The sequence below is a fragment of the Microlunatus kandeliicorticis genome (assembly GCF_014137855.1).
Lineage (GTDB): Bacteria > Actinomycetota > Actinomycetes > Propionibacteriales > Propionibacteriaceae > Microlunatus > Microlunatus kandeliicorticis.
Window position 1 is genome coordinate 28,770 of the sequence record NZ_JACGWT010000002.1, and the last position, 13,911, is coordinate 42,680.

General features: G+C 72.6%; 13 protein-coding genes. 6 read left to right on the forward strand and 7 right to left on the reverse strand.

The window, feature by feature from the left end:
- Positions 1–117 precede the first annotated feature (117 nt).
- Complete coding sequence (locus FHX74_RS04930) at positions 118–906, reverse strand: enoyl-CoA hydratase/isomerase family protein (protein WP_182559025.1); 789 nt, start codon at positions 904–906, stop codon at positions 118–120.
- Between the two features lie 79 nt (positions 907–985).
- Here FHX74_RS04930 and FHX74_RS04935 point away from each other — a divergent pair, with 79 nt between their 5' ends.
- Positions 986–1,873 (forward strand): DMT family transporter, encoded by an 888-nt coding sequence (locus tag FHX74_RS04935; RefSeq protein WP_182559026.1) that lies wholly within the window; start codon positions 986–988, stop codon positions 1,871–1,873.
- A gap of 3 nt (positions 1,874–1,876) precedes the next feature.
- On the opposite strand, the gene FHX74_RS04940 is transcribed toward FHX74_RS04935, so the two are convergent.
- Positions 1,877–3,190 carry an MFS transporter gene (locus FHX74_RS04940; RefSeq protein WP_182559027.1) on the reverse strand — a complete coding sequence of 438 codons (1,314 nt, stop codon included), beginning with the start codon at positions 3,188–3,190 and terminating at the stop codon, positions 1,877–1,879.
- Between the two features lie 228 nt (positions 3,191–3,418).
- On the opposite strand from FHX74_RS04940, the gene FHX74_RS04945 reads away from it, so the two are divergent.
- Complete coding sequence (locus FHX74_RS04945) at positions 3,419–3,835, forward strand: VOC family protein (RefSeq protein ID WP_182559028.1); 417 nt, start codon at positions 3,419–3,421, stop codon at positions 3,833–3,835.
- A 97-nt stretch (positions 3,836–3,932) separates the two neighbouring features.
- Positions 3,933–5,291 carry an MGDG synthase family glycosyltransferase gene (locus FHX74_RS04950; protein WP_182559029.1) on the forward strand — a complete coding sequence of 453 codons (1,359 nt, stop codon included), beginning with the start codon at positions 3,933–3,935 and terminating at the stop codon, positions 5,289–5,291.
- A 291-nt stretch (positions 5,292–5,582) separates the two neighbouring features.
- Here FHX74_RS04950 and FHX74_RS04955 read toward each other — a convergent pair whose 3' ends face one another.
- The 4 genes from FHX74_RS04955 to dnaK form a co-directional block, all read right to left on the reverse strand.
- Positions 5,583–6,020 carry a heat shock protein transcriptional repressor HspR gene (locus FHX74_RS04955; RefSeq protein ID WP_182559030.1) on the reverse strand — a complete coding sequence of 146 codons (438 nt, stop codon included), beginning with the start codon at positions 6,018–6,020 and terminating at the stop codon, positions 5,583–5,585.
- Positions 6,020–7,201 carry a molecular chaperone DnaJ gene (dnaJ, locus tag FHX74_RS04960; protein WP_182559031.1) on the reverse strand — a complete coding sequence of 394 codons (1,182 nt, stop codon included), beginning with the start codon at positions 7,199–7,201 and terminating at the stop codon, positions 6,020–6,022. The genes FHX74_RS04955 and dnaJ overlap by 1 nt, the downstream gene beginning before the upstream one ends.
- 136 nt (positions 7,202–7,337) lie before the next feature.
- Positions 7,338–8,033, reverse strand: a complete 696-nt coding sequence (gene grpE / locus FHX74_RS04965; RefSeq protein WP_182559032.1) for a nucleotide exchange factor GrpE — start codon at positions 8,031–8,033, stop codon at positions 7,338–7,340.
- Positions 8,030–9,913 (reverse strand): molecular chaperone DnaK, encoded by a 1,884-nt coding sequence (gene dnaK, locus FHX74_RS04970; RefSeq protein ID WP_182559033.1) that lies wholly within the window; start codon positions 9,911–9,913, stop codon positions 8,030–8,032. Before dnaK ends, grpE begins: the two co-directional genes overlap by 4 nt.
- Before the next feature lie 308 nt (positions 9,914–10,221).
- On the opposite strand from dnaK, the gene FHX74_RS04975 reads away from it, so the two are divergent.
- The 3 genes from FHX74_RS04975 (at position 10,222) to FHX74_RS04985 (ending at position 13,333) form a co-directional block, all read left to right on the forward strand.
- Positions 10,222–10,722, forward strand: coding sequence for a DoxX family protein (locus FHX74_RS04975; RefSeq protein WP_182559034.1), 501 nt, complete (start codon positions 10,222–10,224; stop codon positions 10,720–10,722).
- Positions 10,723–10,832: 110 nt separating this feature from the next.
- Positions 10,833–11,570 (forward strand): response regulator transcription factor, encoded by a 738-nt coding sequence (locus FHX74_RS04980; protein WP_328823641.1) that lies wholly within the window; start codon positions 10,833–10,835, stop codon positions 11,568–11,570.
- Positions 11,571–11,902: 332 nt separating this feature from the next.
- Complete coding sequence (locus tag FHX74_RS04985) at positions 11,903–13,333, forward strand: sensor histidine kinase (RefSeq protein WP_328823642.1); 1,431 nt, start codon at positions 11,903–11,905, stop codon at positions 13,331–13,333.
- Positions 13,334–13,456: 123 nt separating this feature from the next.
- Here FHX74_RS04985 and FHX74_RS04990 read toward each other — a convergent pair whose 3' ends face one another.
- A complete protein-coding gene (locus FHX74_RS04990; RefSeq protein WP_182559035.1) occupies positions 13,457–13,825 on the reverse strand; it encodes a hypothetical protein in 369 nt (122 codons plus the stop codon).
- Between the last annotated feature and the right edge of the window lie 86 nt (positions 13,826–13,911).

The following is a 13,911-nucleotide window of genomic DNA, read 5'->3' on the forward strand; positions in this document are numbered from 1 at the left end:
GCGACCATGCTGCACCTCCGGTGACCGGCCCCCCCCCTCGGGACCGCGACGTGGCGAGGACGCTAGGACGCGGCGAGGTCAGCCGACGCTCGGGACCGGTCGGCTTTCAGCGGGCGCTCAGCGACCGGTCCAGCGCGGCTCGCGGTGCTCGCGGAACGCCGCCACGCCCTCCCGCAGGTCGTCGGTGGTCTGCGCGATGGCCAGCTGGGCCTGCAGATAGGGCAGCGCGTCGGCCACTCCGAGGTCGCGGGTGGCGTGCAGCGCGTCCTTGCCGAGCCGCATCAGCAGCGGCGACCGGGAGGCGAGCTGACCGGCCCACCCGGCGACCACGTCGGCGAACCGCACCGGCGGGACGACCGCGTTGACGATGTGCAGGTGCGCCGCCTCGTCGGCGGTCATCAACCGACCGAGCAGCATCAGCTCGTTCGCCACCGCGCGCGGCACGCTGCGGTAGATCAGCGCCGAGATCATGAACGGGAACACCCCGACGGTGATCTCCGGGCAGCCGAACCGGACCCCCTCGCGGGCGATCACCAGATCGCAGGCCAGGGCCAGCCCGAACGCGCCGGCGAGCACGTCGCCGTTGGCGGCGCAGATGCTCGGCTTGCCCAGCCCGGCCAGCAGCTCGAACACGCGCGGGAACCGGTCGAGCCCGGCCAGTTTCTCGGTGATCGGCCGGTCGTCGGCGAAGGCCTTGAGGTCGCCGCCGCTGGAGAAGACCCGGTCACCGGTCGAGGTGATCACCACCACCCGGACCGCCTCGTCGTCGCGCGCCTGCTCGAGCCGGGCGATCAGCTGGTCGAGCATCCGTTCGCCGAGCGCGTTGCGGGTGTCCGGGTCGTCGAGGGTGAGCGTGGCCACGCCCCGGTCGTCCACGGCACAGGCGACGAGCTGTCGGTCGGTCATGGCAGCATCCTGCCCGGCGGGACCGTTCCCGTCTGCGTGGTCCCTCGACGGCGGGACGCGCCGGAGCGAGGGAGGCACCGTGACCCGCCGCGGCTGGCTGCTCTTCGTCGCGCTGGGGATCGCCTGGGGCATCCCCTACCTGTTCATCCGGATCGCCGTCGCCGACCTCGACCCGCTGATCGTGGCCGCCGGCCGAACCGCTCTGGGCACGCTGTTGCTGCTCCCGTTCGCGCTCCGCCGCCGGGCGATCGTCCCGGTGCTCCGCCGCTGGCGCTGGTTGGCCGTCTACACCGCGGTCGAGATCGTCGCGCCCTGGTTGCTGCTCGGCCACGCCGAGACCCGACTGGCCAGCTCGACCACCGGGCTGGTCATCGCCGCCGTCCCGATCGTCGCCGCGATCGTGCTCACCGCGACCGGCCAGGACCGGCTCGGCCCGCGCCGGGTGGCCGGCCTGGTGCTCGGGCTGGCCGGGGTGGGCCTGCTGGTCGGGCTCGACCTCAGGGCGGACGACCTGGTGGCCTTCCTCCAGCTGCTCGGGGTGGTCGTCGGCTACGCGATCGGGCCGATCATCGTCAGCCGGAAGCTCTCCGACCTGCCCTCGATCGGGGTGGTCACCTGCTCACTGGGGCTGGCCGCGGTGCTCTACCTGCCGTTCACCCCGTGGGTCCGGCCCACCCGGGTGACCCCCTCGGCGATCGGCTCGGTCCTGGTGCTGGCGGTGGTCTGCACCGCGACGGCGTTCCTGCTGATGTTCGCGCTGATCGCCGAGGCCGGACCGGCCCGGATGACCTTGATCACCTACGTCAACCCGGCCGTCGCCGTCCTGCTGGGCGCCGCCCTGCTGGGCGAGCCGCTGACCCTGGGACTGGCCGCGGGGTTCCCGCTGATCATCCTCGGCTCGGTGCTCGGCACCTGGCGGTCGCGCTCGGTCGACCGGGTCACCGCCGCCGACGCGCCCCTCGGCTGAGGGTCAGGCGGCCAGCCGGTCGGCGGGCCGGTCGCTCGCCGCCGGGTCGTGGTGGTCGGGTGAGGGACGCAGCGTCATGGCCCGCCGCCAGCGCGGACGGGCACCGAAGGCGATCAACGACGACAGCGCGGCGAACACCGCGGCCCCACCGAAGCTGAAGGTGAGCCCGTAGCCGTCGATCAGCAGCCCGGCGAGCGCGGTGCCCGCGGCGGCGCCGGTGGTGTTCGAGGCGGACAGGAACGCCTGCGCCTCGTTCAGCCGGTGCCCCGGGGCCAGGTGGTCCAGCAGCGCCTGCTGCATGATCAACGTCGGCGCGATGCTGAGACCGGTGCAGAAGAGCAGCGGCAGCAGCACGCCGAGGCCGGCGTGGCCGGTGGAGAGCAACAGGGCCATCGCGCCCAGGCAGATCGCGAAGGTGCCGAGCAGCACCGGCACGGCGATCCGCTCGTCGACCTTCCAGTCGCGCGCGCCGTAGACCAGGCCGCCGATGGTGCTGCCGCCGGCGATGAAGGCGAACAGGATGCCGACGTGGTCGGAGCCGCCGAGCAGCTCGCCCGCGGTCGCGGCCATCGAGGTGTCCAGCTGGCCGAAGCCGACGCTGAGCGCGAGCATCACCAGCAGCACCGCGCCGACGCCGGAGGCGAAGACGACCGACTTCGGGCCGTGGGCGGTCGCGGCCTGCGCCACGTCGTGGCGGCTCGAGGCACCGCGGGCGGCGGAGGTGCGGCAGTAGGCACCCACGCCGCCGATCATCAGCGCCGCGGTGACGATCAGCGGCACCACCGGCGGCAGCAGCGCGAGCAGCGCGGAGAGCAGCAGCGGGCCGCCGACGAAGATCATCTCGACCGAGGTGGCGTCGAGGGCGAAGGCGACCTTGCGCGAGGCCGGGTCGCGGAACACCACCCGCCAGGCGGCCCGGATCGCCGGGCTGACCGGGGGGTAGGCGAGGCCGGCACCGGCGGCCAGCGCGACCAGCCCGACCGGGTGCACGCCGCCGACGGTGGCCACGGCGAGCGCGATCATCAACCCGCCGCTGACCAGGGCGGTCGGCAGCAGCACGCGGATCTGGCCGTGCCGGTCCATCAACCGGCCCCAGAGCGGTGTGCCGAGCGCGCAGCCGATCGCGTAGGCACCGGTCACCACGCCGGCGATCGCGTAGGCCGAGCGGGCGTGCTGCACCAGCACCAGCATCCCGATCGGGGCCATCGCCAACGGCAGCCGGGCGATGATCGCGGCGAGGAAGGGACGGGCGGCCGGGCCGTGCCGGAGGAGCCGGAGGTAGGCGCGCGGACCGGTCCCGATCGCGACCTCCGCCACCGTGCTCCCCTGCTTCCTGCCGACCCGCGGCCCTCGTGCGTGCGCGGGCTGGACCTGCGAATGGGTGCCCCGACTATGCGTATCAAGCTTAAACGATCCAGACGCTCGTCCGAGACCGAGTTTTCCGGCGCGGGCTGGTCCGGATCGTGCATCGTCGTCCGGTGTCGGTGGTCCGCGGTAGGACGGAACCAGCCGTCCGGGACCGCCGGACCGACGAGGGAGGTGACGATGCCGGGCATCCAGGTGGCGTTCGACGCCGCCGACCCGCACGCTCTGGCCGCGTTCTGGGCCGCGCTGCTCCACTACCGGGTCGAGGACCACAGCGCACTGGTCGACCAGCTGGTCGCGGCCGGGCAGATGCCGGAGTCCGACCGGGTCGTCCACGACGGCCGGTCGGCGTTCGCCGACGTGGCCACCGCGGTCGACCCCACCGGCGCCGGCCCGCGGCTGTTCTTCCAACGGGTCCCCGAGCCGAAGACCGCGAAGAACCGCGTGCACCTCGACGTGCCGGCCGGCGACGACGTCGACGCCGAGGTGGCCCGCGCGCTGGCGCTGGGCGCCCGCGCGCTCTGGGTGACCAGCGACCGCGGCCCGGTCACCCACACCCTCGCCGACCCCGAGGGGAACGAGTTCTGCCTGCACTGACCGGCCGGGATGTCCACGGACACCGCGCCGGCGGGGGTACGGCCGGTTGCGGCCTCGCCTCGGCGGCCGCGTCGGCCCGCGCCCCTACGATGCGCGGGTGGACCGGCGGATCCTGATCCTCAGCGCGAGCGTCGGCTCGGGCCACACCATCGCGGCGCGGGCGCTCGAGGAGTCGTTGCGCAACCGGCTCGGGATCGAGCGGGTCCGCACCCTCGACGTGCTCGAGACCACCCCCGAGCTCTACCGGACCTTCTACGACGACGCCTACTTCGGTCTGGTGGAGGCGGTCCCCTGGCTGGTCGGCTGGGGCTACGACGCCAACAACCCGCCGTTCAAGCTCGGCGGGTCGATCTCGCTCTGGGACCGGATCAACACCACCAGCACCGTCCGGTCGATCCGCGAGTTCCGGCCCGACATCGTGCTGTGCACCCACTTCCTGCCCGCCCGGCTGGTCTCGCTGATGCTGACCCGCGGCAGCTTCAGCACCCGGCTGGCGGTGATCACCACCGACTACGACTTCCAGGGCCTGTGGCTCAGCAACACCTTCAACCACTTCTACACCGCGCGCGAGGAGACCCGGGCGCACCTGATCGGGCTCGGGCTGCCGGCGGACCGGTTGACCGCCTCCGGGATCCCGGTGCGGGCCGAGCTCGGACGGCCGCTCGACGACGACGCCCGCGCCGCGGTCCGCGCCCGCTACGGGCTCGAGGACGGGGTGCCGACCCTGCTGATCTCCGCCGGCGCCGCGGGAGGCGGCTATGCGCTGGGCATCGTCCGGCAGGTCCGCGAGCTGACCGCCGACTTCCGCGCGGTGGTGGTGTGCGGCCGCAACGCCCAGCTCGAGCACGCGGTGCGCCAGCTGGTCGACGGCCACGACCGGCGGTTCCGGGTGCTCGGCTACACCACCGAGATGCCCGAGCTGATGCGGGTGGCCGACCTGTTCGTCGGCAAGCCGGGCGGGCTGTCGGCCTCGGAGGCGATGGCCGCCGGGCTGCCGATGGTGTTGATCAAGCCCATCCCGGGGCAGGAGGAGCGCAACAGCGACTTCCTGCTCGAGGAGGGCGCGGCCATCCGGTGCAACTACGACACGACCGTCGGGTGGAAGATCGACCGGCTGCTCGCCGAGCCGGGTCGGCTGGCCGCGATGGCCGAGCACGCCCGCCGGATCGGACGTCCGCACGCCGCCGGCGAGATCACCTCGGCGGTGCTCGCCGACACCCGCGAGCAGCTGTGGATCAGCCACGCCGCGCAGCGCTCGATCCTGGCCTCGAGCGAGCGCGGGATCGCCCCGTCCGACCTCCAGGCCGACCGGCGGATCCGGACCCTGGTGGACACCGGCACCGGCCGTTCGGTCGGGTTGATCACCGAGGCCCAGCGCCGGACCGTGGCCAAGGGTCAGCGCCGGCAAGTGGATCTCGGCCGTGGAGGACGACACCCGGCTCACCGTGAGCACTGAGGCCCTGTCACGTCTCCGCCGCCGCCGGATCGACCCGTTCCTGCTGCTCACCCTGCGCAACATCCTCGGCCCGTACACCGAGCTGACCTTCGACGTCCGCGGCTGACGCGGTCGCGCACGCTGTGCCTCACGCACGCTGAGCCTGTCGAGCGCACCCGCCCGCGCTGAGCTCGTCGAAGCGCACCCACGCACGCTGAGCCCATCGACGCACGCTGAGCCTGTCGAAGCGCCATGGCCTTCGACAGGCTCAGGGCACGGTGATCGGGCCCTTCGCGGGCTCGGTGAGCTGGGTCAGCGGGCCGGCGGGCCCGGGAGCGCGCGCTGCGGCTGCCAGGTCGGGCGGGCCCGGCCACCGAGGTGGACGGCCCCGCTCTGCTCGGCGGTGAACACCCGCGAGGCGGGCGGTGCGGCCCGGCCGGCGCGCACCAGTTCGGCGAGCTCGGCCACCTGCACCCGCAGCTGCTCGATCTCGGTCTGCATGGCCAGGATCCGCCGGATCCCCTCGAGGTTGACCCCCTCGTCCTGGCTGAGCTGCTGGATCAGCCGCAGCCGGGCGACGTCGCGGCGCGAGTAGCGCCGGCCGCGACCGGCGGTCCGCCGCGGCGAGACCAGCCCGATCCGGTCGTAGGTCCGCAGCGTCTGCGGGTGCATGCCGGCCAGCTGCGCCGCCACCGAGATCACGAACAACGGCGCGTCGGCGTCGATCGGCTGGGGCAGCCGGCCGGACATCAGGCGCTACCCGACCGGGCGTTCGCGAACAGCCCGAGCCGCGGGTTGCTGGTGCCGGCCGCGGCGGCGTACGCGTCGAGCGCCTGCTTGGCCTCGTCGGTCAGCTGGTCGGGGACGACCACCTCGACGCTGACCAGGAGGTCGCCCGGAGTGCCGTCGCGTCGTGCCACGCCCTTGCCGCGGACCCGGAAGGTACGGCCGTTCGGCGTCCCCGCCGGGATCTTGAGCCGGACCGACGGACCGTCGAGGGTGGGCACGTCGATGCTCGCGCCGAGCGCCGCCTCGGTGAAGGTCACCGGCGCGGTCAGCGTCAGGTTGTCGCCCTTGCGGCCGAACACCGGGTGCGGACGCACGTGGACGATCACGTAGAGGTCGCCGGCCGCGCCGCCGTTCTCGCCGGCGCCGCCCTTGCCCTTGAGCCGGATCCGCTGGCCGTCGGTGACCCCGGCGGGGATCCGGACCTGCATGGTCCGGGTCGACCGGCCGCGGCCGGACCCGCCGCAGGTCGGGCACGGGTCGTCGACCACCATGCCGCGGCCGCGGCACTCCGTGCACGGCTCGGTCACCGCGAACACGCCGCCCGAGGTCGAGGTCTGCATGCCGCTGCCCTCGCACTTGGGACAGACGTGCGGGACGGTGCCCGCCTTGGCCCCGGTGCCCTGACAGGTCGGGCAGGCCGCTTCCGAGACCATCTGCATCGGGACGGTGGTGCCGTTCACCGACGCGGTGAAGTCGATGGTGGCCTCACCCTCGATGTCACTGCCGCGGCGCGGGCCCCGCCCGGTGGCACTGGTCCGAGTCCGGTTGGCCCCACCGAAGAGACCGCCGAAGAGGTCGCCGAAGCCGTCGCCGGCCTGGGTGGCCTGGCGGAACAGGTCGTCGACCGAGCCGGTGCCGGGCTGACCGGTGCGACCGCCGGCCCCGGGGAACCGGAACCCGCCGGCCCCGAACAGCCGCCGCGCCTCGTCGTACTCCTTGCGCTTGGCCGGGCTCGACAGCACGTCATGGGCCTCGGAGACGTCCTTGAACCGGCGCTCGGCCTCCGGGTTGTTCGGGTTGGCGTCCGGGTGGTTCGCCCGGGCCAGCTTCCGGTAGGCCTTCTTGATGTCGTCCGGGCTCGCGTCCTTGGAGACGCCGAGCACCTTGTAGTAGTCCTTCTCGATGTAGTCCTTGGTGCTCACCGGCGCCTCCTCCCGTTCCGTTCCTGTGTCGGCCTGCCGGACCCGGTGGCCCGGTCGGCCCGTGTGCGAGGCAGCGCCCGGCCCGGCCGCGAGGGCCGGGACGGACGCTGTCGATCATCCCTCACCGGGGTGAGGTTCACTCGCCCTCCGCGGGCGACGCGCCCTCGGCCGCCGGGGCAGCCGCGCCGTCGCCGTCGGGCTCGGCCACCGCCACCCGGGCCGGGCGGACGACCCGGTCCTTGATCGTGTAGCCGCGCTGGAGCACCGCCACGCAGGTCGGACCGGTGATCGGCTCGCCGTTCACCTCGGTCGCGTGGCTGTGCATCAGCGCCTCGTGCACGTGCGGGTCGAACGCGTCCCCCACCTGCCCGAAGGGCACCAGCCCGAGCTTCGCCGTGACCCGTTCGAGGTCGTCGGCCACCGCCCGGAAGCCGGCCGACAGCTCCTCGTGCTCACGCGCCGCGGACACGTTGTCGAGCGTGGTCAACAGCTCGCGGAGCACCGCCTCGATGCCGCTCTGCCGGGCCTGGTCACGGTCCCGGTCGACCCGGCGCTTGTAGTTGACGTACTCGGCCTGCAGCCGCTGCAGGTCGGAGGTCCGGTCGGCGAGCGCAGCCTGGAGGGCCGTCACCTCGTCGTTCGCACCCGCGGCCTCCGGGGCGGACGCGCCGCCCGGGGCGGGCGCGCCCGCCGCAGTCTCCTGCGTCGGGCGCACCTGGCCGGTCTCCGGGTCGATCCGCCGTCGGTCGCGCACGGTCGGTCCGGTCTGCTCCTGCTCGGCCTCGGAGGCGGCGTGACGGGCTTCGGTCGGACGGTCGGAGCCGTCGCTCACTTGGCCTCCCCGCTCTTGCTGTCCTCGTCGATGATCTCGGCGTCGACGACGTCGTCGTCGGAGGAGCCCGACGCGGAGCCGGAGCCCTCACCCTGGCCGGCCTCGCCCGAGCCGCTGTCGGCGGCCCCGGCCTGGGCCTGCTGGGCCTGGGCGTACATCGCCTGACCGAGCGCGGCGCTGGTGGTGTTGAGCTTGTCCACCGCGGCCTTCACGGCGTCGTTGTCCTCGCCCTCGAGCGCGGTCTTGACCTCCGCGATGGCCTCGGTCACCGGCTGCTTGACGTCGTCGGCGATCTTGTCGCCGTTCTCGTTGAGCAGCTTCTCGGTCCGGAAGACCAGGTTGTCGGCCTCGTTCCGCATCTCGACGTTCTCCCGCCGCTTGCGGTCCTCCTCGGCGTGCGCCTCGGCTTCCTTGATCATCGAGTCGATGTCGTTCTTGCCGAGCGCCGAGCCGCCGGTGACGGTCATCGACTGCTCCTTGCCGGTGGCCAGGTCCTTCGCGTGCACGTGGACGATGCCGTTGGCGTCGATGTCGAAGGCGACCTCGACCTGCGGCACGCCGCGCGGCGCGGGCGGCAGGCCGGTCAGCTCGAAGTTGCCGAGCGACTTGTTGTCCCGGGCGAAGTCCCGCTCGCCCTGGTAGACCTGGATCATCACCGACGGCTGGTTGTCGTCGGCGGTGGTGAACACCTCCGAGCGCTTGGTCGGGATGGTGGTGTTCCGCTCGATGATCTTGGTCATCACGCCGCCCTTGGTCTCGATGCCCAGCGACAGCGGGGTGACGTCGAGCAGCAGGACGTCCTTGACCTCACCCTTGAGCACGCCGGCCTGCAGGCTGGCGCCGAGGGCCACGACCTCGTCGGGGTTGACGCCCTTGTTCGGCTCCTTGCCGCCGGTCAGCTCCTTGACCAGGTCGACGACGGCCGGCATCCGGGTCGAGCCACCGACCAGGATCACGTGGTCGATCTTGCCGACGCTGATCTTGGCGTCCTCGATCACCGCGTTGAACGGCGCGCGGCAGCGGTCGAGCAGGTCGGAGGTGAGCCGCTGGAACTCCGAGCGGGTCAGCTTCTCCTCGAGGTGCAGCGGGCCGGACTCGCCGAGGGTGATGTAGGGCAGGTTGATCGAGGTCTCGCTCGCGCTGGACAGCTCGATCTTCGCCTTCTCGGCGGCCTCCTGCAGCCGCTGCCGGGCGATCTTGTCCTGGCCCAGGTCGGTGCCGAACTTGCTCTTGAACTGCTTGACCAGGAAGTCGACGATCCGTGCGTCCCAGTCGTCGCCACCGAGCCGGTTGTCGCCCTTGGTGGCCTTGACCTCGAACACGCCGTCGCCGATCTCCAGCAGCGACACGTCGAAGGTGCCGCCACCGAGGTCGAAGACCAGGATGGTCTGGTCGGCGTCACCCTTGTCCAGGCCGTAGGCCAGCGCGGCCGCGGTCGGCTCGTTGATGATCCGGTCGACCTTCAGGCCGGCGATCTCACCGGCCTCCTTGGTGGCCTGACGCTCGGCGTCGGAGAAGTAGGCCGGGACGGTGATCACCGCGTTGGTGACCTGCTCGCCCAGGTAGGCCTCGGCGTCCCGCTTCAGCTTCTGCAGCACGAAGGCGCTGATCTGCTGCGGCCGGTAGCTCTTGTCGTCGACCTTGACCGTCCAGTCGGTGCCCATGTGGCGCTTGACCGACCGGATCGTGCGGTCGACGTTGGTGACGGCCTGGCGCTTGGCGACCTCACCGACCAGCACCTCGCCGCCCTTGGCGAACGCGACCACCGAGGGCGTGGTGCGCGAGCCCTCGGCGTTGGGGATGACGGTGGGCTCCCCACCCTCGAGCACGGCGACGACCGAGTTGGTCGTGCCCAGGTCGATGCCGACTGCACGAGCCATGTGTCTGTTTCCTCCAGAGAAGTACGGGATGCTGACGGGTTGTCCTGCGTGGTCCTGCCACTCGGGTCAACCGGGCCGACATTGAGTGTATTCCGCTCAACTTCGGGTCTTGAGTGACCCGTGCTCAACTATGCACCATCGCTCCGCGCGCGTTCAAGCGGGGTTGAGTCGACCTCGCTCAGCTTGCTCACCGGCCGTTTCGGCCCGCCCTGGCGGCGTGGTGACGTCCCGCCGCGTCGACCGCTCACTAGGGTCGGCGTCGAGGTCGAGGCGCGGCCGGGAGTCGGCGGGTGAGGGGACGGGATCGGATGCGCACGTTCGTCCGCGGGGTGCAGCACCTGGTGCTGCTCGTCGTCCGGGTGGCCTTCGGGCTGATGATGGTGCTCGACGGCTGGCACCGCTGGAACGGCCAGGGGATCGGGGCCCAGGTCGCCTTCCTCAGCCAGTTCTCGGTGCCCTCGCCGCGCTACGTCGCCTGGGCGCTCGTGGTGGTCGAGCTGGTCGGCGGGATCTTCCTCGTCGTCGGCGCTCTGACCCCCCTGATCGCCCTGCTGTTCGTGGCCGAGCAGGTGCTCACCGTCGCCTACGTGAGCTTCTACCACCGCGACCCGGTCACCGTGAACGGGACGCTGGTGCAGGGCTGGGAGCACGACGCCGCCCTCGGAGCCATCGCGTTGCTGCTCTTCGTCTTCGGCGCGGGCAAGATCTCGGTCGACCAGTTGTTCCGGCGCCGCCGCGACGACGACGACGGCGACGACGGCGACGAGGACGAGGACCTCGCGCCGACCGTCACCGGCCGGGTCGTCTAGACCCGACCCCGGCCGAGCGCCACGACACCGAGCCCCACGGCGCCCAGCCTCACAGCGAAGTCATAGGTCGGACACAGACCGTCGCTCACAGCCGGTGCCAAGCTGAGGTCATGGCCCGACCCGCAGCAGCCCCGACCCTGACCCGCGCCGACGGGTCGCCGATCCGCGTCCTCACCGTCGACGACGAAGCCAGCCTGACCGAGCTGCTCTCGATGGCGATGCGCTACGAGGGCTGGCAGGTCAGCACCGCGGCCACCGGCACCGAGGCGGTGAAGGTGGCCCGTGAGGTGCGACCCGACGCCATCGTGCTGGACATGATGCTGCCCGACTTCGACGGGCTCGAGGTGATGCGGCGGATCCGCACCGAGGACCCCGACGTCCCGGTGATCTTCCTGACCGCCCGGGACGCGGTCGAGGACCGGATCGGCGGGCTGACCGCCGGCGGCGATGACTACGTCACCAAGCCGTTCAGCCTCGAGGAGGTGATCGCCCGGCTCCGCGGGCTGCTCCGGCGCACCGGGGTGGCCGAGAACCGCAGCGACTCGACCCTGGTGGTCGGCGACCTCCGGCTCGACGAGGACAGCCACGAGGTCTTCCGCGGCGACGACGAGATTCACCTGACCGCCACCGAGTTCGAGCTGCTGCGCTATCTGATGCGCAACCCGCGCCGGGTCCTCAGCAAGGCCCAGATCCTCGACCGGGTCTGGAACTACGACTTCGGCGGGCAGGCCAACGTGGTCGAGCTCTACATCTCCTACCTGCGCAAGAAGATCGACGCCGAGCGGCCGCCGATGATCCACACCATGCGCGGGGCCGGCTACGTGTTGCGGCCGGCCGCGCCGACGTGATCCGGCTGCGGCTCCGACCGCGGGGATCCGGACGCCGAGCCAGCAGCGAGCAGGGCGGGCATCCACAGGGCGTTCCCGGCGGTTCCCCGGCCGGGCCGGGGTTCGCGCCGCCCGGGGGGCCGGAGGTGCTGGTCACCGGCCAGCCGTCGTCGACAGCCCCGTCAGCAGCCCGGTCAGCAGCCCGGTCAGAAGCGCAGCCGGCTCCCTCGTCGGCAGCGGGGACCTCTCCGGATCCGGGCCCGGGCGTCCCCCCGCCCGGTCCAGGCGGTGCCGTCGCGGCGCAGCCCACCCCGCTGGGTCGGGGCACGCTGGGCCGCAAGCTGGTGCTCCGGGTGGTCGCGCTGGTGGCCCTGGCCGCGGTGCTGCTCAGCGGCGCCTCGGCCCTGGCCACCCGGCAGCTGCTGCTGCACAACGTCGACACCCAGCTGCAGTACTCGACCTCGCGGATCCGCAACGACTCCGGTCCGGGTGGCGATCCCGGCGGCGGGCTGTTCCAGCCCGGCCAGGTGATCGGCACCTTCGTGGCCGTCTACACCACGTCCGGCCAGGCGCTGTTCAACGTCGTGCAGGGCGACGGCCGCCAGCAGTACCGGATGCCCGCGGTCGCCGTCTCCGAGCTCTACGCGACCCAGCCGACCTCCGACATCACCTCGGTGACCCTCACCGGTCTCGGGCACTACCGGGTCGTCTCGTACACCCGGACGCTGGTCGACCAGAACGGCGACACCATCCAGGCGGTGATCGTCACCGGTGTGCCGCTGGCCCAGGTCGACCACACCCTGGTCTCGCTGCTGATCATGCAGGGGCTGTTGTCGGTGCTGGCCATCGGCGGGGCGGCGATCGGCGCCCGGACCCTGGTGATCCGCAGCCTGCGGCCGCTCAACCGGGTGGCCGGGATCGCCCAGCAGGTGTCACGGCTGCCGCTCGACCGCGGTGAGGTCGCGCTGGCGGTCCGGGTCGCTCCCGCCGACGCCGACCCCTCCTCCGAGGTCGGCCGGGTCGGTCAGGCGATCAACCACATGCTGGCCAACGTCGACGGCGCGCTGGCCGCCCGGCAGGCCAGCGAGATGAAGGTGCGCCAGTTCGTCGCCGACGCCTCGCACGAGCTGCGGAACCCGCTGGCCTCGATCCGCGGGTACGCGGAGCTGACCCGGCGGGGGCGGGACGAACTGCCGCCCGACGCGGCGTACGCGATGACCCGGGTCGAGTCCGAGGCCGCGCGGATGTCCAAGCTGGTCGAGGACCTGCTGCTGCTCGCCCGCCTCGACTCCGGACCCGACATGCAGGTCCGCCCCATCGACCTGGCCCCGCTGGTGATCGACGCGGTCAGCGACGCGCGGGCGGCCGGCCCCGACCACCAGTGGGCGCTCGAGCTGCCCGACGAGCCGGTGGTCGCCCTCGGTGAGCCGAACCGGGTGCTCCAGGTGCTCACCAACCTGCTCGCCAACGCCCGCAACCACACGCCCGAGGGCACCCGGGTGGAGGTCGGGCTCGGTCACGCCGCCGACGGCCGGGCGCTGATCACGGTCACCGACGACGGTCCGGGGATCCCGGACTCGCTGCAAGCCAGCGTCTTCGAGCGTTTCACCCGTGCCGACAGCTCGCGGGCGCGCTCGCTCAACGGGACGCCGGTGACCAGCACCGGGCTGGGACTGGCCATCGTGGCCGCGGTGGTCGAGGCGCACCACGGCGAGGTGCGGGTGGAGAGCCGACCGGGCCGGACCCGCTTCAGCGTGTTCCTGCCCGCGGTCACCGCCTCCTGACGGCGCCGGACGCGCCCGGGAACGCCGGGAAGGTGCGCCGCGCCCGGCCGGGGTGCCAGGCCCCGGCGCCGGGCACCTGGCCGGGCGCGGAATCGGTGGGCCCGCGGAGCGGGCGGTCGCTCGCTACAGCGAGGCGTTCATCCAGGCGACGCGGTTGCGGCCGCAGGAGACGCCGCGCCAGCTCGACCAGCTGCCGAGGTGCGGGACGGCGTACGGGCCGCCGGTGACGTAGCGGCGGTTGGAGCAGCCCGCGGTCACGTAGAAGGTGGCGAAGAAGTTCATCCCGCGGCAGCGGGCCTGGGCCTGGTAGTTGCCGCCGACCTTGACCGTGCGGGTCTCGCAGGAGATCCGCTTGGACATCCGGACCTGGTGGGCGGCGGTGACGCTCTGCTGCGGTGCGGCGTCGGCGGTGAGGGGGCTGGAGCCGAGTGACCCGATCACGCCGGCGGCACCGAGGCCGAGGGCGAGACAGGTCCTGAGGGGCTTGTTCATGCTGAACTCCGGGGGGAAAGGAGGTCGAGGCAAGACGAAACACTTGCGCGATCAACTATCCGGACCAGGTCACAGCCAGGTCAACG